The 18824-nt window shown below is 50.0% G+C and carries 15 protein-coding genes; 2 read left to right on the forward strand and 13 right to left on the reverse strand.

Annotated elements, in window-relative coordinates:
• Positions 1-49 precede the first annotated feature (49 nt).
• The 5 genes from AC0THY_RS18935 to AC0THY_RS18955 form a co-directional block, all read right to left on the reverse strand.
• Complete coding sequence (locus AC0THY_RS18935; RefSeq protein WP_489992137.1) at positions 50-1786, reverse strand: sensor histidine kinase; 1737 nt, start codon at positions 1784-1786, stop codon at positions 50-52.
• On the reverse strand, positions 1776-2621 hold the full coding sequence (locus tag AC0THY_RS18940) for a response regulator transcription factor (protein WP_489992138.1): 846 nt from the start codon (positions 2619-2621) through the stop codon (positions 1776-1778). The genes AC0THY_RS18935 and AC0THY_RS18940 overlap by 11 nt, the downstream gene beginning before the upstream one ends.
• 14 nt (positions 2622-2635) lie before the next feature.
• Positions 2636-3889: an ABC transporter substrate-binding protein gene (locus AC0THY_RS18945; protein ID WP_489992139.1), complete on the reverse strand. Its 1254-nt coding sequence runs from the start codon at positions 3887-3889 to the stop codon at positions 2636-2638.
• Positions 3890-4011: 122 nt separating this feature from the next.
• Positions 4012-5724, reverse strand: a complete 1713-nt coding sequence (locus AC0THY_RS18950; protein WP_489992140.1) for a hypothetical protein — start codon at positions 5722-5724, stop codon at positions 4012-4014.
• Positions 5725-5839: 115 nt separating this feature from the next.
• Entirely contained in the window at positions 5840-7990 is a 2151-nt protein-coding gene (locus tag AC0THY_RS18955; protein ID WP_489992141.1) for a Tex family protein, read from the reverse strand.
• A 218-nt stretch (positions 7991-8208) separates the two neighbouring features.
• On the opposite strand from AC0THY_RS18955, the gene AC0THY_RS18960 reads away from it, so the two are divergent.
• Positions 8209-8898, forward strand: a complete 690-nt coding sequence (locus AC0THY_RS18960) for a hypothetical protein (RefSeq protein ID WP_489992142.1) — start codon at positions 8209-8211, stop codon at positions 8896-8898.
• A gap of 2 nt (positions 8899-8900) precedes the next feature.
• Here AC0THY_RS18960 and AC0THY_RS18965 read toward each other — a convergent pair whose 3' ends face one another.
• Entirely contained in the window at positions 8901-9329 is a 429-nt protein-coding gene (locus tag AC0THY_RS18965) for a DUF2752 domain-containing protein (RefSeq protein WP_489992143.1), read from the reverse strand.
• Positions 9330-9484: 155 nt separating this feature from the next.
• Here AC0THY_RS18965 and AC0THY_RS18970 point away from each other — a divergent pair, with 155 nt between their 5' ends.
• Complete coding sequence (locus tag AC0THY_RS18970; protein WP_489992144.1) at positions 9485-10192, forward strand: DUF975 family protein; 708 nt, start codon at positions 9485-9487, stop codon at positions 10190-10192.
• Between the two features lie 110 nt (positions 10193-10302).
• Here AC0THY_RS18970 and AC0THY_RS18975 read toward each other — a convergent pair whose 3' ends face one another.
• From AC0THY_RS18975 to AC0THY_RS19005, 7 genes are all read right to left on the reverse strand, one after another.
• Positions 10303-11511 carry an aspartate kinase gene (locus AC0THY_RS18975; protein ID WP_489992145.1) on the reverse strand — a complete coding sequence of 403 codons (1209 nt, stop codon included), beginning with the start codon at positions 11509-11511 and terminating at the stop codon, positions 10303-10305.
• A gap of 270 nt (positions 11512-11781) precedes the next feature.
• Entirely contained in the window at positions 11782-12984 is a 1203-nt protein-coding gene (locus AC0THY_RS18980; RefSeq protein WP_489992146.1) for a cofactor-independent phosphoglycerate mutase, read from the reverse strand.
• 297 nt (positions 12985-13281) lie between these two features.
• A complete protein-coding gene (locus tag AC0THY_RS18985) occupies positions 13282-14508 on the reverse strand; it encodes a homoserine dehydrogenase (RefSeq protein ID WP_489992147.1) in 1227 nt (408 codons plus the stop codon).
• 15 nt (positions 14509-14523) lie between these two features.
• Complete coding sequence (locus AC0THY_RS18990) at positions 14524-14967, reverse strand: ACT domain-containing protein (protein WP_489992148.1); 444 nt, start codon at positions 14965-14967, stop codon at positions 14524-14526.
• A 706-nt stretch (positions 14968-15673) separates the two neighbouring features.
• On the reverse strand, positions 15674-16507 hold the full coding sequence (locus AC0THY_RS18995) for a TPM domain-containing protein (RefSeq protein WP_489992149.1): 834 nt from the start codon (positions 16505-16507) through the stop codon (positions 15674-15676).
• Positions 16504-17544, reverse strand: a complete 1041-nt coding sequence (locus tag AC0THY_RS19000; protein WP_489992150.1) for a TFIIB-type zinc ribbon-containing protein — start codon at positions 17542-17544, stop codon at positions 16504-16506. Before AC0THY_RS19000 ends, AC0THY_RS18995 begins: the two co-directional genes overlap by 4 nt.
• Positions 17545-17559: 15 nt before the next feature.
• Positions 17560-18810, reverse strand: coding sequence for an SPFH domain-containing protein (locus AC0THY_RS19005; protein ID WP_489992151.1), 1251 nt, complete (start codon positions 18808-18810; stop codon positions 17560-17562).
• Between the last annotated feature and the right edge of the window lie 14 nt (positions 18811-18824).

Raw genomic sequence — 18824 nt, forward strand, 5'->3', positions numbered from 1 at the left:
TCGTTTTCTTGTCACTATCACGAAACCATAAGGTCCTGGCACTGCCATTTCAATCTTCTTTTGTGAGCAATTCACCCTTTTTGCTCTCTTCCCTTGTCAATTCGCTGTACAACTGGGATCTCAGCTTCAATGTCACCTCCGTCCCCTCGTTCATCACACTATTGATTTGGATGCCGAACTCCTCCCCATAGTGCATCTTCAGCCTCCTGTTCACATTGCGCAGCCCTATGCTGGTGCCTTTTGTCTTCTCTACGCTCTGATCACTCCGGTAGATCCGTTCAATGATCTCAGATGGCATTCCGATTCCGTTATCTTTAACCCGTATATAGAGCACATCTTCTTTCTTTTCTCCTGTCACTGTCACCTGAGCATCTCCGATCTTGTCCTCCACACCGTGAACAATGGCATTCTCCAGGATGGGCTGCACCACCAGCTTTGGAATGCTGTAGCCATACAGTTCTTCTGGGATAAGCACTGTCGCCCTAAGCCGGTCCCCATACCGGTATTCCTGGATACGGATATATTCCTGCAGGCTTTTCACCTCCCGTTCCAGGGTAATATAAGTGTCCGGAGCCAGGGCAAAGCGCATGAGATTGCCCAGTGAGGCTGCGATCTCTCCCACCTCATCAATTCCCTGCATCCGCGCCATCCAGTTGATGGTCTCTAAGGTATTGTAGAGAAAATGCGGATTAATCTGCATCTGTAAGGACTGCATCTCTGCCTTCTGTTTCAGAAGCTGCTGTTCATAGACCTCACTTAATAAGTACTGGATCTTCTCCACCATTTGGTTAAAGGTATCCCCCACCATCCCGAACTCATCGTTGGTCTCTATATCACAGCGCACACCGAAATCTCCCTGTCCAAACTTCTCCATCCGCTTTGACAGAGTGACCAGGGGTTTTGTCACACTTTTTGACAGCCTCACAGCCGCCAGAGCAACCACCAGGGCGGCTGTGAAGGCCACCAGATAAAAGACATTACGTAAGTTTCTGACATTCTGCCGGAAGTAGCCTGTGGATACGGCTGCCTGTATCGTCCAGCCATTCTCCATCCCCCCGCTGGTATACAGAGTGTATCCTTCCTGGTCCTGCATTGTTAACCTGGACCCCAGCAGTTCCTTGTCCTGGGCCGCTATGATCCGTCCTCCCTCGTTCAGAAGATAAATCCTACCTCCCTCAATCTTATTGAAGGCATTTACCAGCTCGTTGACTGCCTCCTCCTTTATTGTCACAGCCACATATCCCAAGCTTTTGCTGCTTTTCAGGGAATTTATTTTCCTGGCAACCACCAGCTCCTGCTGATCCTGGTCCGTGAGCCTCCAGACCATGCTTCCGTTCTTTTCATACACCTCCCCCTGATCCACATCAATATCAGAGGTGCTTCTGGTCTTATTGTAGGAATAGGAAGCGCCGTCGTCCGTAACAATGGTCACATTGGATATGTAGTCTTTCAGGAGTGCGTAGGAGGACATCTGGTCTTTCAGATTTTCCACCATTTTATACTTCTCAAATCTCCCCAGGGTCTGACCCAGGTTTGAAAGGATATTTTGTATCGTCATGTTGCTGATCATACTGAAGGTGATGTCATCCACCTCTTTTACAAAATCGGAGGCCTTTACATAGGTCCAGTCCACCACATCTCTCAGATAATCCTGGGTCTGCCTCTCCACCAGGCTGCTGGAATAGTGATACTGAAAGGTACTCATAAGGCAGGTGGGGATAATAGTCAGCGCCATACAGAGTATCATCAGTTTATAGCGAAAGCTGTAAAATTTCTTATTTTTCATCTTCATCCTTTATCAAACGCTCCACATCCGTTTCCTTCCTGCGGGTTTTTCTAAACTGGCTGGGTGTCATACCGTAAGTCTTTTTAAATACCTGGCCAAAGTAGCGTTCATCGTGTATTCCCACACGCTCAGCCACCTCATAATTCTTCAAATCTGTGCTTATGAGCAGCTTTGCAGCATGGGAAATGCGTATTCCTGTCAAAATAGAGAGAAAATTCTGGCCTGTCTTCTGCTTAATATACCGGCTCAGGTAATCCGTATTAAAATGAGTCACCTCGGCCAGAGCGGACAATGTCACATTTTCCGCATAGTGACTGGTCAGATAGCGGAGGATGGTCTTTGTAAGCACTTCCTCACTCTCTGTATCCGGTTCTGTGGCCAGAATCTGCCCCGTGGCACTTAAAGCCGCATAATGATCCAATTCCTTCAAAATCAGCTCCATCTCTCGTTTCTTTTTCTGCTCTTCCAGAATCCTGGTTTTCGCTGCCTCCGCGCATGCAAAGATTTCTCCCGGCGTGCTGGGCTTTAACACATAGTCAAACACACCTGTCTTAACAGCCTCCTGGGCATACTCAAATTCACCGTAACCGGTGAGCAGAATCACCTTCATCTCCGGACACAACTCCAGCGCCTGCCTGGATAATTCCAATCCCGTCATTCCAGGCATGCGGATATCGGTCAGCAGAATATCAGCTGTGTCTTCCTTTAAAAAGTCCAGTACCTCAAACCCATTCCTGGCTGCATATACCACCTGTATTCCGTGCTCATCCCATTTCAGGGACATCAGGCCCCTGCGTATAAACTCTTCATCATCTGCAATAATCAAACGTAACAAGGCACTCTCCTCCCTCACTCTTCCTCTGTTTCCTGTTTACCAAACTGCTCCAGGTTTTTCAGCACTTCCCCGCAGTCTTCCCCCGCGATAATAGCCTGGGCACTCTCATTAAATAAATCCCCGAATTCCGGTCCAAAACGCACATCCATGTTCAGACAGAACTGTTTGGTACCCTGCATAAGCTCATAGCATCTCCTCTCCAGCTCAGTGAGTCCCGCTTCCTCAACATCCAATTTCCCTGCGGGAATCATGCCCTCCTCCGTAAGAAGCTTTCTGCGGTATTTCTCGCTGGAGAGCAGTTCCAGAAAGGCAAACGCCTCCTCAGGATTACCGCAGGTTTTTGAGATGGCATAGCAGCGGTCATTGCCGCCTATGGCTATGCCTTCATTCTCATCATCTTCTGAAGGTATCAAAAATGCGCCCCAGGATTCATCCATCATTTTGGCCAGCCAGTTGCCTGTGATGTAGATGGCTGTATCCTGAACCTCTACCTGCTCCCCTTCCATTCCCAAAAAGTCCTCCGGAATATAGCCCTTCCGGTACCAGTCTGCCAACTGCTGGGCTGCACTCTGGAATTTGTCCGATCCCCATGGAATCTCTTCGAGGCTTTGGCTGCTGATCATCTCTTGCCCGCAGGAGCCGATCAGCACCTGCAGAAACATCTGACCTGCCACCCATGGGATGCTGTTCAGATACAGAGGTGTCACCCCATTATCCTTAAAGGTCCGGCAGACCTCCTGAAAATCTTCATAGGTACGGGGAATTTCCACCCCATATTTTTGAAAAAGATCTTTATTGTAAAACGCAAGGGTAATGCATTTTGTGCTCGGAATCCCATAGATACTTCCGCCAAAAGAGACATCCGTCAGATCCTGTTTCGTAAACCACTCCTGCCACTTTGGTTCCGCATCCATAAACTCATCCAGGGCCAATACCTTATCCCGGTTCACATAGGCCTCCAAGAATCCGGACTGCCAGGCAAAAAACATGTCCGGCTCCTCATTGACCGCCATTTTCCGGGCCAAAGCGCTCTTGTATTCCTCCATATCATAGTACTCACACGCTATCTCCACCTGGTCATTCCCCTCGTTGAACTCCCGGACTGCCTCCTCTAAAACGGTCTTTCCCACATTCAGCCCAACCATGCGCAGTATCTCTTTCTCCCGGCCCTCCTGCTGCTCCTCTGCCTTTCCCTTTCCACACCCCGTCAGGCAGATCAGGAAGATCAGCACAACCCCTGCACCCATAACTATCCTTTTTGATCTCATAGTTCCCCCCACTTTTGTTCAATGAATATCCTAATACCATCATCTTATATGAAAACGGTATGCAAATCAAGAGGAGGGAGACAGATTTTCGCTCTGTCTCCCTCCTCAAAAATATCAACCTTCTATTTTCCCGACTCATCCACCAAAATCATTTCATAGGTTTTATCTTCCCAGTCATACTGAGCAATCTTTTCTTTTAATATCTCCTCGTATTTTTCCGGCTGGTCTGTCAGGACGTAATACTGCTCTGCTTTGATATCCTCCCTGTCGTCCGAGAGCAATACCTTGTCCAGATGGTAAAATATGGGCACATGTGGCATGATCTTGGCATTGGGCAGATTTTCACCCAGCACATACATCCGCTTTCCCTCATACAACTGGGTGAGCGTGGCTGCCATCTCATTGGCATAGCGCTGATTTGTCTCTTTGGCCCTCTCGTTTCCCCTGTGGACCATACTCAGGTACGGGGCGGCCCCCCAGAGCTCCACTGCCAAAATCACCACTGCGAAGGCTGCAGGAAGATACTTTTTGTACCGCTCCTTCCCAAAATCAGCTATATACTGGTAAATCCAGCCCGCAAACGGAACGATGATCACAAAGGCCCATCCCATAAAGTAAATCTTGCGCATATCGGAACACTCGTAGGTATCGATAAATCCCCCCGGCAGAGCATGCCACACCTGCTTTACCTCCACAAGATAGGAGACAATGATCAAAGCGGCAGGCAGTATATAGGTAAGAACCACGTTCAGCCACTTGTGTTTAAACTTCGGCTTTTTCTGAAACAGCACCACAGCAGCCAGAATCACAAAGAGAACGGTAAAGTAGATAATATATCTCCCTTTCAGCTTGGCAAACTCCGGATAGTTGTAGTAAGCCCGCCAGGAATGGCGTGTCACAGCCACAAAGAAGGCTCCCGCCAGACCGAAGACGATCACCCAGAGCTGATTGTAAGCGCTGCAGATCTTTTTAAAGCCCAGGTCCAGAGCCCTGAAGGACCGGATTGCAAGGCCCAGCACAGGGGCTATGATTAGTACAAAATATCCTGCGTAGTACGCCCCGGACTGCACCAGCCGCGCCAGGGTCAGCTGCTCCGGATTCGTCTTGGAGGCAATGGAAAAGCCCACGATCATTTTCAGACTGTATCCGCCTTTTATGCCATTGTACACCCAGGGAGAATAGGCAATCCCCAGGGCCGCGACAATCAGAAATCCCCTCCCGAAAATGATCCCCCACTTTTTGCCCAGTTCCTTCTGTTTCATAAGCCAGACAAGGGCAAACACCGGAATCACCACCAGGGTGATATGGCGGGTCATAAACATAAGACCAAGGGTCACCCCCAGGGCCAGGTCTCCCAGCAGTTCTCTCTTGTGCTTGCGCAAAGTGAGATAGACGGCCAAAAGAAACATTGGAAAGTAAAGATTTTCACTCATGAGGCACATGGGCGTAATGTAATGAAACGGAATGACCGCGGAAAACGCGGCGCAGATGCCGCTGGGCGTCTCCTTCATGTACAGCCTGCAGATCAGATAGGCAAATACCGGCACAAAGGAGGAGTACAGACAGTTCAACACCTTCATAGCCACATAATAATGCTCGCCAAACAGATAGGCCGGCATCAGAGTCAGGGGGTAAAACAGCGGATACTGTACACTGTGGTAGCCCCCCTTTGTCAAAAGCAGCCTGCTCATCTTTTCATATTTAAACTCATCAAAAATAAGCGGCATGGTTCTGTTTTCAATCACTGCCAGGATTTTAAATAAAAACAGCAGGGAAAACAAAAGAAAGGGAATCCAGAAATCCATACGGTAAACCGTCTTTTTTTTCTGCTCCATCTTACCTCCTTACATTTGTGGCCGGTTCTTTGCCGTCCGGCCCGCTTTTTTCTTTTCTTCTATAATTATGATGTTGAGGTTAAAAAATATTTTGACTCCTGACGCCTGCGCCAATCTACAGCTTCATAGTCAGTGAGATCCGTTTCTTTTTCAGATCCACACTCAACACTTTCACATCTACTATATCACCTACACTGACCACTTCAAGGGGATGCTTTACGAATTTTTTACTGCTGAGCTCTGAGATATGCACAAGTCCGTCCTGATGCACCCCAATATCCACAAAGGCTCCAAAATCAATCACATTTCGCACGGTTCCCTTGAGCACCAGCCCGGGGGTCAGATCCTTCATATCCAGCACATCGCTCCTGAGGATGGGCTTTGGCATCTCATCCCTGGGGTCTCTTCCCGGCTTTTCCAGCTCTTTCACAATATCTCTCAGGGTAGGTTCTCCCAGATTCAGCTCTGTGGCCAGCTTCTTGTAGTCTCTCACCTTTTTGGAGATCCCGCTCAGTCCTCCGGATGTGATATCCTCAGGCACACAGCCCAGCTTTGCCAGAAGTCCCCTGACCGCCTCATAGCTCTCCGGATGTACGCTGGTGGCATCAAACGGGTTGTCCCCGCCCTGTATTCTCATGAAACCGGCGCACTGTTCAAATGCCTTGGGCCCCAGTTTTCCCACCTTCAAAAGCTGCCTGCGGTTGGTGAACCGGCCGTTCTCCTCCCGGTAGGCCACAATGTTTTTGGCCACTGTCTTAGAGATGCCGGACACGTACTCCAACAGGGAGGCGGAGGCTGTATTCAGATCCACGCCCACCTTATTGACACAGTCCTCCACCACACCCACCAGGGCCTCTCCCAGCTTCTTTTGGTTCATATCGTGCTGGTACTGCCCCACACCGATGGATTTGGGATCGATCTTCACCAGCTCCGCTAGGGGATCCTGAATCCGCCTGGCAATGGAAGCTGCACTTCTCTGTCCCACATCGAAGTTTGGAAATTCCTCGGTTGCCAGTTTGCTGGCGGAGTACACACTGGCCCCAGCCTCGTTGACAATCACATACTGTACTGGCTCGTCAATCTCCTTAAACAGTTCCACGATCACCTGCTCGGATTCCCTGGAGGCCGTGCCGTTTCCCACGGAAAAGAGGGTGATATGGTATTTTTTAACCATTTTTTTCAAGGTATCCTTTGCAGAGCGGATCTTGGCTTCTGTGGTGGGAGCTGTTGGGTAGATCACTGTGGTATCCAGCACCTTCCCTGTGGGGTCCACCACCGCCAGCTTGCAGCCTGTCCGAAAAGCCGGGTCCCATCCCAGGACCGTCTGACCTGCAATGGGAGGCTGCATCAGCAGCTGCTCCAGGTTTTTGCCGAACACGGAGATGGCTCCATCCTCCGCCTTCTCTGTCATATCGCTACGGATCTCACGCTCAATGGCAGGGGCAATCAGGCGCTTATAGCTGTCCTCCACAACCGCACGCAGCACAGGTGTAGTGCGGGGATTGTCCCTTACAATCACCTTTTTCTCCAGATAAGAAAGAATTCGTTCCTCCGGTGCCTCGATCTTTACTGTCAAAAACTTCTCCTTCTCCCCACGATTCAAGGCCAGGGTACGGTGACCGGCCACCTTGGGGATGGCCTCATCGTAATCATAGTACATCTCATAGACAGACTGGGCTTTCTCATCCTTGGCGTTTGAGACCATGCGTCCTTCCTTCACAGTCATTTCCCGGATACGGATGCGGTAGGCTGCCTCATCCGATACGGATTCCGCCAAAATATCCATGGCCCCGGCAATGGCCTCCTGGGTCGTGCGTACCTCTTTTTCCTCGGAGAGAAAGGCAGCGGCCTCCTCCTCCAAAGGCTTGTCCGTCATCTGTAGGAGAATGATGTTGGCAAGGCCTTCCAGACCCTTCTCCTTTGCAATCGTGGCTCTGGTCCTTCTCTTGGGGCGGTAAGGGCGATAGAGATCGTCCACCACCACCAAGGTCTGGGCTTCCTGGATCTGTTTTCTCAGTTCCGGAGTCAGCTTTCCCTGCTCCTCAATGCTGGCCAAAACCTGGGCCTTTTTCTCCTCCAGATTACGCAAATAGGTCAGGCGCTCATAAAGCTTTCTGAGCACCTCATCGTTTAATGATCCGGTTACCTCCTTGCGGTAACGGGATATAAAAGGGATGGTATTCCCCTCATCTATCAGCTTGACAGCGGCTTCGACCTGCCACAGCTCCACAGAAAGTTCTCCTGCAAGACTTTTGTTGATGTCCATAGTCTGCTCCTTCTGTTACTGTTCACACGTTCACAGTAACCTCTTTCTCTTGATTTCTATTCGGTGGTTATTATAACACTTGAGTTTCATTTTTGTCTATGGTATCATTAGATTAATTTAACAGCAATATGGCATAGCAAGCTATTTGGGGTTAATTTGCAAACTCATATGGATTGAAATAGTATATAGAGAGAGAATTACAAAGTGAGGAGACGATTATGGACAACGAAAACAATTTTGGCATAAAGGAACCGGAGAAGAACGATGAGCCATGGACGGATATCCCCCGGGAGGACACTGCTGCGGCTGCTCCCAACGAGGCTGACCTTACTTCCGAATCCGGATCAGACACCCCCTCTGCCCACACTGCGGATCAAGCCCCTGAGTATACACACCCTCATCCCCCTCAGGAGCCCTATGTTCCGCCTTCTTCGCCTCAATATGGGTCTTATCAGAACACTGACGGCCCGTCATTGAACAATACGGTGAATTACCAACAGTCCGAGCCCAACAGCATGTCCACCGCCTCCCTGGTGATGGGGATCATCTCTCTGGTGCTCTGCTGCTGCTTTTACGTGAGCATCCCACTGGGAGCCCTGGGCATCCTCTTTGCCATTCTCTCGAAGGGAAAGGATCAGACAATGTCCGGCAGGAGTAAAACAGGTCTTGGCCTCTCCATCGCTGGTCTTGTGCTGACCATTCTACTAACCATCGGAATGCTGGTTGCAAACCTCACCTACATGGGTTCTGAGGGCTTCAGCCGGCAGATGAAAGAATACATGGAGTATTACAACCGGGGATACTATGACGGGGAAGAAGACATTGATGACCTTCTGGACCGCTATCTGAATGACAATGGATACGATTCCAGACCCAAGAACAGCTATCATTTTGAAAATGACCTGTAGACTCAGGCAATCATGGAGTAGTGCGCAAACAGCACTGCTCCATTTTTTATACAGAAATTGACAGCAAGAATGATTACCCCTGCCTTCACATACCAGCTTCGGTACCTCATTCCCACCTGAAATTTTCCTCTGGAAGCATATTCAATGGTATTGGACACCATAAACCAGACATACAGTATTCCTCCAAAGAGCACCAGGGGATGGTAGTATAGGGAGGCCCACACTTTTCCCTCCAGCAGCAGCCTAAAGGCCCTGGTCCCGCCGCACCCCGGGCAGTAGAGCCCTGTCAGCTCATGGAAAAGACAAGGCGGAAGAACGCCCTCTAGTTTAATTCCAATCACTCTGTTTAAGATAATATAGACAACTATGCAGACCAGCATGACCAATCCGATGACATAGAGGCTTCGGCGTTCCTTCTCTCTATATTCCATGATGTCCTTTCCGGTTGCTGTTCACAATTTCACAGTAACCCATTCCTTTCTAAGTGATAAACCGTTACATTATTTCAATTGATTTTTCCCTTTCCCCTATGCTATACTAAAATCAATATTGATTTTATAAGACAAACAGGAACGGAGTATACAGCATGAAAAAATCTTCTTCTGAACTTAAAAGTATAGCTAAGGAAACATTAATAGGACACTACGGCCTTCCCATGGGCGCCTATGTCCTGCTCTGTCTGGTCTCGGGTGTAATCACAATGGTGCTCACCGCTGTGTTTCCGCTGACCAATACAGTCTCCTCTATACTATACATGATCTGCACCATTATTGTCAGCCTTTTGACAGCAATTTTTTCAACAGGACTCGCTTATCTTCTGCTAAATATGAGCCGGCACAGAGATACCAGTTTAAAAGATCTGTTCTTTGGATTTTCCCATCAGCCGGACCGAATCATCCTGCTGACTCTCTTAATCGGCCTGATTGCAACTGCCTGTGTATTTCCGGGAATCATTTTCCTGATATTCGGTGACTTTGCAGGGCTGTTCATGGTGCGACTGCTGGGTATCCTGCTGCTCATAGGCGGCTGTCTTCTGGCTTTTTACTTTACGTTCTCCTACTCCCAGGTATTTTATCTATATCTGGACCACCCGGAGAAAGGGGTGTGGGAGCTGATGCGTGAAAGTCAGGAACTCATGCGTGGAAATAAGGGAAGGTACTTTTATCTCATAATCAGCTTCTTTGGCCTGCTCCTGCTGTCGGTGTTCACCTGCTATATCGGGCTATTATGGCTAGCGCCCTACATGGAAATGACCCAGCTTCTCTTCTACCGTGACTTGATCGGTGAACTGTAAATGCAGATAGCCTGCCACTGACAGCTCTATTTCATACTGAGGCATTTAAAAAACCCCTCGTTCTTTTCCCAAAGACCACAGGGGCTTTTTTAATGCTTTATAGCAGAATTCTAGTCCGCCAGACCAAAGGCTTCATGACAGGCATTCATGGCAAGCTCACCGTCCTGCTCATTTACCAATACCGTGACGCGTATCTCTGAAGTGGAGATCATATTAATGTTGATCCCTGCGCTGTAGAGAGCCTCAAACATCTTGGCCGCAACGCCGGGATTTGACATCATACCCGCGCCCACAATAGATATCTTTGCGATATCTTTTTTGCAAATCACCTGCTTCATGCCAATACGCTGCCTGTTTGCCTCCAGGATCTCTACCGTATTGTCCGCCTCGTCCTCCTCCACAGTAAAGCTGATGTCCTTTGTGCCATCACGCCCAATGGACTGGAGGATGATATCCACATTGATGTTCTTTTTTGCCAGGGTATTGAACAGATTAAAAGCTACTCCCGGCTTGTCGCTTAGACCAATCACAGAAATTCTGGCCGCCTTTTTATCCAGCGCAACCCCGCTGATCAACGTTCTCTCCACACTTACTTCCTCCTTAACCACAGTTCCTTCCGATTCGTTCAGGCTGGACCTCACAACCAGGGGCACCCCATACTTTTTCGCCATCTCCACAGAGCGGTTATGCAGTACTCCCGCCCCTGCTGTGGCCAGATCCAACATCTCATCGTAAGTAATCTCATCCAGCTTCCTGGCATTTTTTACAATCCTGGGGTCAGCTGTGTATACACCATCCACATCCGTATAGATCTCGCAGGCATCCGCGTGCAGGGAGGCCGCCAAGGCAACGGCTGTGGTGTCTGACCCTCCTCTGCCCAGGGTGGTGTAGTCCTCATACTTATTCACCCCCTGAAATCCGGTGACTATGACAATCCTTCTGCTCTCCAGTTCATGACGTATGCGTTCCACATCGATCCGCTTCAATCTGGAATTTCCATATACAGAGGTGGTGTGCATTTTCACCTGAAAGGCGTTCAGGGACACTGCTGGAACACCCAGGGCGTCCATGGCCATGGCCATGAGTGCAACGGAGGTCTGCTCCCCTGTGGTGAGCAGCATATCCAGCTCTCTTTTGGAGGCTCTGGGGTTGATTTCCCTGGCCTTCTCCAACAATTCATCCGTGGTCTTTCCCATGGCGGAAAGTACCACCAGCACATCATTTCCCTTCTGATACTCCGCGATACATCGCCTTGCCACATGAAAGATTCTCTCTCTGTCTCCCACGGAGGTACCGCCAAACTTTTTGACAATTAACATTTTCTCTCTCCTGTACTGCTGTACGCGCGCTGTGGCATACAAAAAACCTGATGCCACCAGCCCTTTGCATACAATAGCATTAAAACAGAGGCCATCCTAATCTGTTTAAGACCGCCTCTGCTATTATGCGCTCTCTACGTTATTACACGTATTTTAGCACACGTTCCTTTCTGTTTTCAATCACTTTCTCCTGGTACTTTTGTACGCCATTGACGGACAACTACTGTTTAGACCGTGCCGTTCACCTTGCTGCACCACATTAGAACCATTCTATGACCTGGAGAAGAGATACTCCATCATCTTGTGTCCCTGTGCAATATCATTCCCGCTCCCTGCTGCCTCTGCCTCATTGTACTTCCAGCTGTGCTCCTGTATATCTGTGCTGTCATAGAGCAGGTAGGGCACCGGGTCTGAGGTGTGGGTGCGCACACGGATGGGTGTGGGATGATCCGGGAGAATCAACAGGCGATAGTCCTGGCCAGAGGCGTCCATCTGTTCCTTTACAGGCCGTATCACTCTCTGGTCCAGATACTCAATGGCCTTTATCTTCCGCTCCACGCTTCCCTGGTGTCCCATCTCATCGGGAGCCTCCACATGGATATACGCAAAATCATATCCGCCCTTCAGCACAGCATCTACAGCTGCCTGGGCCTTGCCCTCATAGTTGGTGTTCAGGCCTCCATTTGCACCCTCAACACATATATTGTCCATTCCCGCTCCCACGGCAATACCTTTTAGCAGGTCAACTGCTGATATCATGACACCCCTTTTATGGTTTTTCTCCTCAAAGGAAGTCAGGATCGGCTTTGTACCCGCACCCCAGAACCAGCAGCTGTTGGCCGGGTTTTTCCCCTCTTCTCTGCGCTTTTTGTTGATGGGGTGGTCTGCCAGTATCTCATAGCTCTTCCTCTGCATTTCCCTGAGGGCTTCATCCTCTGGAAGATACTGGCCAATCACCTGCCCCAGCACATCGTGGGGAGGGGTCAGCTTTACCACCTGACCTTTATCCCAAATCAGGCAGTGGCGGTAACTGGTTCCCACATAAAATTTATAAAGGTCACTCTCAAGTCCGGCCCTCACTGCATCTAAAAGGACAGTTGCATCTGCCGTACTGATCTCGCCGGAACTGTGGTCTACAATTGTCTTCTGCGCATAGGGCTCCTCCTCAGAGAGGGTTACCAGATTGCAGCGAAGAGCCACATCCGTATCCTTCATGGGCACTCCGATGCTCAGCGCCTCCAGAGGTGAGCGCCCGGTATAATACTTCTTAGGATCATACCCCATCACCGAGAGATTTGCCGTGTCACTTCCGGGGCTCATCCCCTCCGGAATGGTATGTACCAGTCCAATTTCTGACACAGCCGCCAGTGCATCCATCTGAGGTGTTGCAGCAGACTCCAGGGGAGTTTTGTTACCCAGATCCCCGATGGGCTCATCCGCCATTCCATCACCCAAAACTACAATATATTTCATTCTGTTTCATCTCCTCAATCAAATACACCTCGACGTATTTGCGGCGAAGCGCGCGTCATCCACTGGACGCCTTCGGTGTGCTATGCATGACATAACTCATCTGCGCGCTTCTGCCATCCGCCGGACACATATTACACTTAGCGAGGTGTTTTCGAGCTTAGTGTAATAGCGCACACCGCAGGCTTTATCTTGGAAGGAGATTGGACTCCCACCAAGACGGATTTCTTCTTACGCAACACCTACTATAGAGATGGGCGTCTGATCTTCTTTCAAAATCAACACATGCCCTCTGCGGGATCAGCCCTTACTACGGCGCACACGCATTCTGTTGATCACGTTCCCGCACTGCTTTGCCTTTGCCTCATACTCCGCTTCGGATATGGCCTGGGTGATAAATCCAAACTCTCCCTCCACGTCCTCTAAAACCACTGGCTGTACGGTTCCAAAGATCTCCTGAACTCTGTCCAGATCCGCACTGGGATCTCCTTTCATGCGCACAAAGAACTTTCTTCTGGAGTTGCTGATGTCCGTCAGCTCCAGCTTGCTGCTGCTCCAGAAAGACATAATGCTGCGGTGCAGATGCTTTGCCTCGTCTACAACATCGGAAACCACCGCGCTGGCTGTTGGCAGCTTGCCGGCTCCGCTTCCGTAGAACATGGCATCGCCCAGCACATTGCCGTGCACAAAGATAGCATTGAACACACCGTTTACACTGTAAAGGGGATCAGATGGCCCTAAGAGCTCGGGGGCAACCATGGCATAAAAGCTCTCCCCCACCTTGCGGCTGAATGCCAGCAGCTTGATGGTCTTGCCCATTGCCTTGGCATACTTGATATCCGTGGCTGTGATCTTTGTGATTCCCTCTGTGTAGATATCCTCAAAATCCACCTGCTGTCCAAATGCCAGGGAGGATAAAATGGCGATCTTGCGGCAAGCGTCATAGCCCTCCACGTCCGCCTCCGGGTTGCGCTCCGCGTATCCCTTTTCCTGCGCATCCTTCAGTACATCGCCAAATTCAGAGCCCTTTTCAATCATCTCTGTGAGAATGTAGTTGGTGGTACCGTTTAAGATACCGGTAATCTCATCAATCTCATCCGCAGTCAGAGAAGAGTTCAGGGGACGGATGATCGGAATACCGCCGCCGCAGCTGGCCTCAAAGAGGTAGTTGATATTTCTTTCCCTTGCGATCTGCAGAAGCTCAGCCCCATGTCTGGCAACCAGCTCCTTGTTGGATGTGCAGACACTCTTGCCTGCCAGCAGAGCTTTCTTTGTAAAGGTGTAGGCCGGTTCCACGCCTCCCATAACCTCCACCACGATCCGGATCTCCGGATCATTCAGTATCACATCAAAGTCATGAACTATCTTATCCTGGATGGGGTCTCCCGGAAAATCTCTTAAGTCCAGCACATACTTAATGTTGATCTCATCCCCCGCTTTTTTGTTAATGCTGCTGTGGTTGGTGTTGATAACCTCCACCACACCGCTTCCCACAGTGCCATAGCCTAATACTGCAATCTGAATCATTTTTCTCCTCCATTTCTATTCTCTTCCTAATATCTTCAAATACATAACGCCTTTTTTGGTCTCTATCTCCTCAATCATCTTGGATACATCACCGGTAGTCGGAAGAATATCCACGCTTAATGTCAGGGAAGCAACCCCGTTGATTGGGATACTCTGATGTATGGTCAAAATATTGGCATGATAGTCTGCTATTACATGCAGTACATCAGAAAGCAAGCCCGGCTCATCATCCATCTGAATGACAAAGGTAATGGTCTTTCCCTTTGCGTTGTCGTGAAATGGAAAGATATCATCCTTATACTTATAGAAAGAACTGCGGCTGATACCCACCCGGTCAGTGGCTTCCTGCACCGTCACCACCCGCTCGGACTCCAGAAGACGCTTGGCCTCCACTACTTTCTGCAGTACCTCAGGAACAGCTTTTTGTTTTACAACAAAGTACTGACTTTTTTCTGTCATAAGCCCCTCCTCATATCTGTTCGCACATATCCCTGATTTCCCCTCCGGTATGTACGCGTTTCAACTACATTTGTGCTCACAAGGAAGATATTAGCACATTTATCCAAAACGTGCAACTCTTTTTATCTTGTTTCCATCCACGCTTGGTGATAAGAGGTAGTAGGTTGCCACCCGGACGTCACCCGGGCGTTGGCAGCTCTCACGCAAACACGTGCAACGCTCTGGGGAACTAACCGTTAACTGCAACTAAGACGCTCAGGAAAGCCTTCGCGTCTAAGTTTCCGTAAACGGTGGATTTCCCCGCCGCTAAAAACGCACGTAAATTGTTTGCTTAGAGAGCTGCCAACGCCCGTGTGACTGCCTTCTGGAACCGTGAATTTCCCTAAAGCTTGTTTGAAATCGCCTGGCTGGCACCACCTCTCGCCTAAGAGAAACAGCTTCCTCCGGCGCAGGGCTATGCTTCGTGGACAATTGGCGTGCGTTTTTAATGGAGATGAAATCCTCTGGTTACGGAAATTTAGACGCTAAGGCTTTCCTGAGCGACTTAGTTGCAGTTACCAGATAGTTCATCGGAATGCTGCACGCGTCCACGAAGCATAGCCCTGCGCCGGAGGAAGCGTCCCCCATCTAAATTGTTACGATAAAACTCCGCGCAATAGCGCCGGGAATCATATCCCGGCGCAAAATTTTGTTAAACATAGTCTTTTTAAAAACCTCTGCCGCCTCCCCCGAAGCTGCCGCCTCCGCTGGAGGTATGTACCGTGGTGCCGCCACCTCCGCCACCTCCTCCGCTGGAGGGCGGCGGACTCTTGGGAATGTGTCTGGTTGTCACAATCTGGTTGGTAAACCGGTCATTTTTCCTGGTGAGCTTCAGGCTGCACTTTTCCTGATAGGGATATTTGTAGGTTCCCCACTTGAGCTGATACCGCCCCGCCACACCGAAGCAGACTGCTGCTGCCGCGGCAAGGGCTATGGCTGCGGCGATCCCGGCTTCCATAGGTGTAATGCTCCGGTACCGGACAATCTCACCGGTCTCCTCATTGTAGGTATACTGGTCCGCAGGAATACCCTCTTCAATCCACTGGGCAGTCCTCTCCAGCATCCTGCACACAGCCTGGTAGTAGTTTCCGGCCTTTATCTCACCGTAACCCGCGTCGATCACATCCTCCACCCTTGCATCCGTCAGGTAGTACTGCATATCACCCGCTGTGGAAATCCATACCTTCCGGTTGTCCATGTCAATGAGAAACTGGGCTCCGCCCTTCTCCTCATTGCCGTAAAAACCGTTGTCCATATAGAAGTCATCTCCATAGTCCTGTGCGTCCTTCCCCTGTGCATCGTCTGTGGTGACCACAACCATATTCATATTGTACTGCTCTCTCAGCAAATCCGTCCGTTCTCTTAAATCTGCATTCTGTGAAGAATCAAAGAGGCCCGCCTGGTCAAACACCTGGCCCTGTGCAGCCAGAACACTCAACTGACACAGCAAAGCCAGAAGAAGGATGAGCACAGCCCCTATAAAAGGTTTCCTATTTCTCATATGAAATAACCTCCCAACAGGCCCAGCATCAAGACCGGAATGAATATTGCCAGGAACAGGATAGCGATCTTCCCATAATCAATGGGAAACTTGCCGCAGACTTTTCCTGTAGCCCCGTTCATGGCATAGTAGAACAGCTTCCCGTCCTTACCTCTGTAGGTCAGGGTCCACACCGGCAGCAGAACATAATCCCACTCCTCAGAGTCCACGCTGATTCGGGCGTCCTTGGTGGTCACAGTTGCATAGCCGTGAATACTGTCGCGCAGCAACTTTTTGGCATACCCTTCAGACTCCTGAACCACCTCGCCTTGCAGATCCTTCTTCTCCAGATCTCTCTTCTCCGCCTGAAAACCGGACAGATATCCCATGGAAAACGCACAGCCATCCTGCAGCGGAAAGGGAAGTACTCCCTCCACCAGCTCGCGGTTGGCCTTCTGCAAAGCATTTCTGGTGAGCTCCTCCAAATATATATTTCCTGCGCGCTCCACATCGTAAAATTTGGTCTCCGTATACTCTATCTCTCCGGCGCGCCAGATCCGTACATTGGTAGCAGTGGCCCTCAGTTCCCCCTGCATCTCCTCCCGGCATACCCAGTAGGGAAAGTAGACACCCGTCAGTTTTTCCACCTGTTTCTGGTTAAAGAAAGCGCCCGGAACGAACTTTTTCTTTTTCACATAGTCTAAAAACTGTTTGAGGGCGGATTCCCGGTCTATTTGAAAGGGTATCACCTTCTCCGGCAGATACTCCCCTTCCAGGCGCCCCTTTAATACAACGGGGTTGTGGCAATAGTAGCAGAAGGTGGCTGCCGTGGTCTCATCCGTCACTACCTCCGCTCCGCAGCTGGGACAGGAGTACACCATGGCATGGCTCTCCTCTGCCCCTTCCTGTGCAGTCCCTGCTTTCGCCTGGGGATTGGTATCTTCCAGTTCCTCCTGGTTAAACAGGGATACGCAGAATTCACATTTGTACTTCTGAGACTGTGGATCAAAACGAAGATCCCCTCCGCAGTTTGGACATTTGTAGCTAATCACTGACATACGTTCTCTCCTGTACTAAGGGCGGGGTTGGCCGCACTCGGAACAGAATTTCCCCGTATTTACTGCTCCGCAGCCGCAGGTCCAGTTTCCCACAGGAGCCGGCTTGCCGCACTCCGAACAGAATTTCCCTGTGTTCACAGCACCGCACTGGCAGGTCCACTGTTTTGTAGGAGCCGGTTGGCCGCACTCCGAACAAAATCTCCCCGTATTCACTGCTCCGCAGCCGCAGGTCCAGTTTCCCGTCTTTACAGCCGCTTCTTTTGCCTGCTCCTTGTTGATCTGCATCTGCTTCATATTGGCAGCGGACGCATTGGCCATAAAGCCGCCGCCTGTCTGCATGCCCACGCCCATTCCCATGAACCCGGCCATGCTGCCGCTGGCATTGGAGCCGGCTGCTTCCATCCCCCTGGCTACAGAGCCCTGCACATATCCTTCTCTTACCGCGGGATCCCCCAGCATAGCTCCCTGGTTGCGCATGTTGATAAGCTTCTGGGATTCCTCGTCATAGGAGATGCTGGCAATCCCAACGGATTGAATCTCCATCCCCCTTGCCTGGCTCCACTCCTCATCCAGCACGCCCGCCATATATTTGCCCAGTTCCCTCTGTTTTGAGGACACAAAGGAAATCCTGGTGCCATCTGCAGACATCTGGTTGATGGCTGTCTGAAGAGCCTCCAGAAATTCTGACAGATATTGTTCATTGATCTCATTGATATCCACTCTGGCCCTGTTCCTGGGAACTGCCTCCATATAAAACTTTATGGGGTCTGTGATTTTGATTGAATACGTTCCATGCGCTCTCAAAAAGAGCTCTGCATTGTAAAAATTGTCAAAATAATTGATGGGGTTGCGGGTGCCGAACTTGATACCCTTGATCTCCTGAAGGTTGATATAATAAACCTTCTGGGCAGTGGGCGTGCTGCCTCCAAACTTAAACCTGCTGAAGGTCTCCCGCACCGCCTCCTCCATCTCCCCGCTGAACAAGGAGGGCATGGAAGAATTATCCACGGTATAATATCCTGGTTCCGCAGTGTAGTCAATGATCTTTCCGCCGTCCACCAGCATCATAAACTGGTTGTCGTACACATGGACTACCGAACCGTTGGAGATGGTATCCTCTGTTCCTTTTCGGTTACTTCCCTTCCGTGTTTTCACCCCGTATGTGAATACGGTCTGGTCTCCCATATCGTCTGGTTCAATGATTTCCAGCCACTGATCTGCCAAACCGCCTTTGATAGAATCTACTGCTGCTCTTATAATTCCCATTCGTAACCCTCCTT

This window comes from Ruminococcus sp. 8Y-12, from assembly GCF_058119865.1.

What these genes read in the sequence shown, in the direction of transcription:
- AC0THY_RS18950 (WP_489992140.1), bottom strand. Translation starts at nt 5,724, where the DNA reads ATGGAGCAGAAAAAAAAGACGGTTTACCGTATGGATTTCTGGATTCCC.
- AC0THY_RS19000 (WP_489992150.1), bottom strand. Translation starts at nt 17,544, where the DNA reads ATGTCAGTGATTAGCTACAAATGTCCAAACTGCGGAGGGGATCTTCGT.
- AC0THY_RS18975 (WP_489992145.1), bottom strand. Translation starts at nt 11,511, where the DNA reads ATGTTAATTGTCAAAAAGTTTGGCGGTACCTCCGTGGGAGACAGAGAG.
- AC0THY_RS18945 (WP_489992139.1), bottom strand. Translation starts at nt 3,889, where the DNA reads ATGAGATCAAAAAGGATAGTTATGGGTGCAGGGGTTGTGCTGATCTTC.
- AC0THY_RS18960 (WP_489992142.1), top strand. Translation starts at nt 8,209, where the DNA reads ATGGACAACGAAAACAATTTTGGCATAAAGGAACCGGAGAAGAACGAT.
- AC0THY_RS18955 (WP_489992141.1), bottom strand. Translation starts at nt 7,990, where the DNA reads ATGGACATCAACAAAAGTCTTGCAGGAGAACTTTCTGTGGAGCTGTGG.
- AC0THY_RS19005 (WP_489992151.1), bottom strand. Translation starts at nt 18,810, where the DNA reads ATGGGAATTATAAGAGCAGCAGTAGATTCTATCAAAGGCGGTTTGGCA.
- AC0THY_RS18995 (WP_489992149.1), bottom strand. Translation starts at nt 16,507, where the DNA reads ATGAGAAATAGGAAACCTTTTATAGGGGCTGTGCTCATCCTTCTTCTG.
- AC0THY_RS18970 (WP_489992144.1), top strand. Translation starts at nt 9,485, where the DNA reads ATGAAAAAATCTTCTTCTGAACTTAAAAGTATAGCTAAGGAAACATTA.
- AC0THY_RS18985 (WP_489992147.1), bottom strand. Translation starts at nt 14,508, where the DNA reads ATGATTCAGATTGCAGTATTAGGCTATGGCACTGTGGGAAGCGGTGTG.
- AC0THY_RS18980 (WP_489992146.1), bottom strand. Translation starts at nt 12,984, where the DNA reads ATGAAATATATTGTAGTTTTGGGTGATGGAATGGCGGATGAGCCCATC.
- AC0THY_RS18965 (WP_489992143.1), bottom strand. Translation starts at nt 9,329, where the DNA reads ATGGAATATAGAGAGAAGGAACGCCGAAGCCTCTATGTCATCGGATTG.
- AC0THY_RS18935 (WP_489992137.1), bottom strand. Translation starts at nt 1,786, where the DNA reads ATGAAAAATAAGAAATTTTACAGCTTTCGCTATAAACTGATGATACTC.
- AC0THY_RS18990 (WP_489992148.1), bottom strand. Translation starts at nt 14,967, where the DNA reads ATGACAGAAAAAAGTCAGTACTTTGTTGTAAAACAAAAAGCTGTTCCT.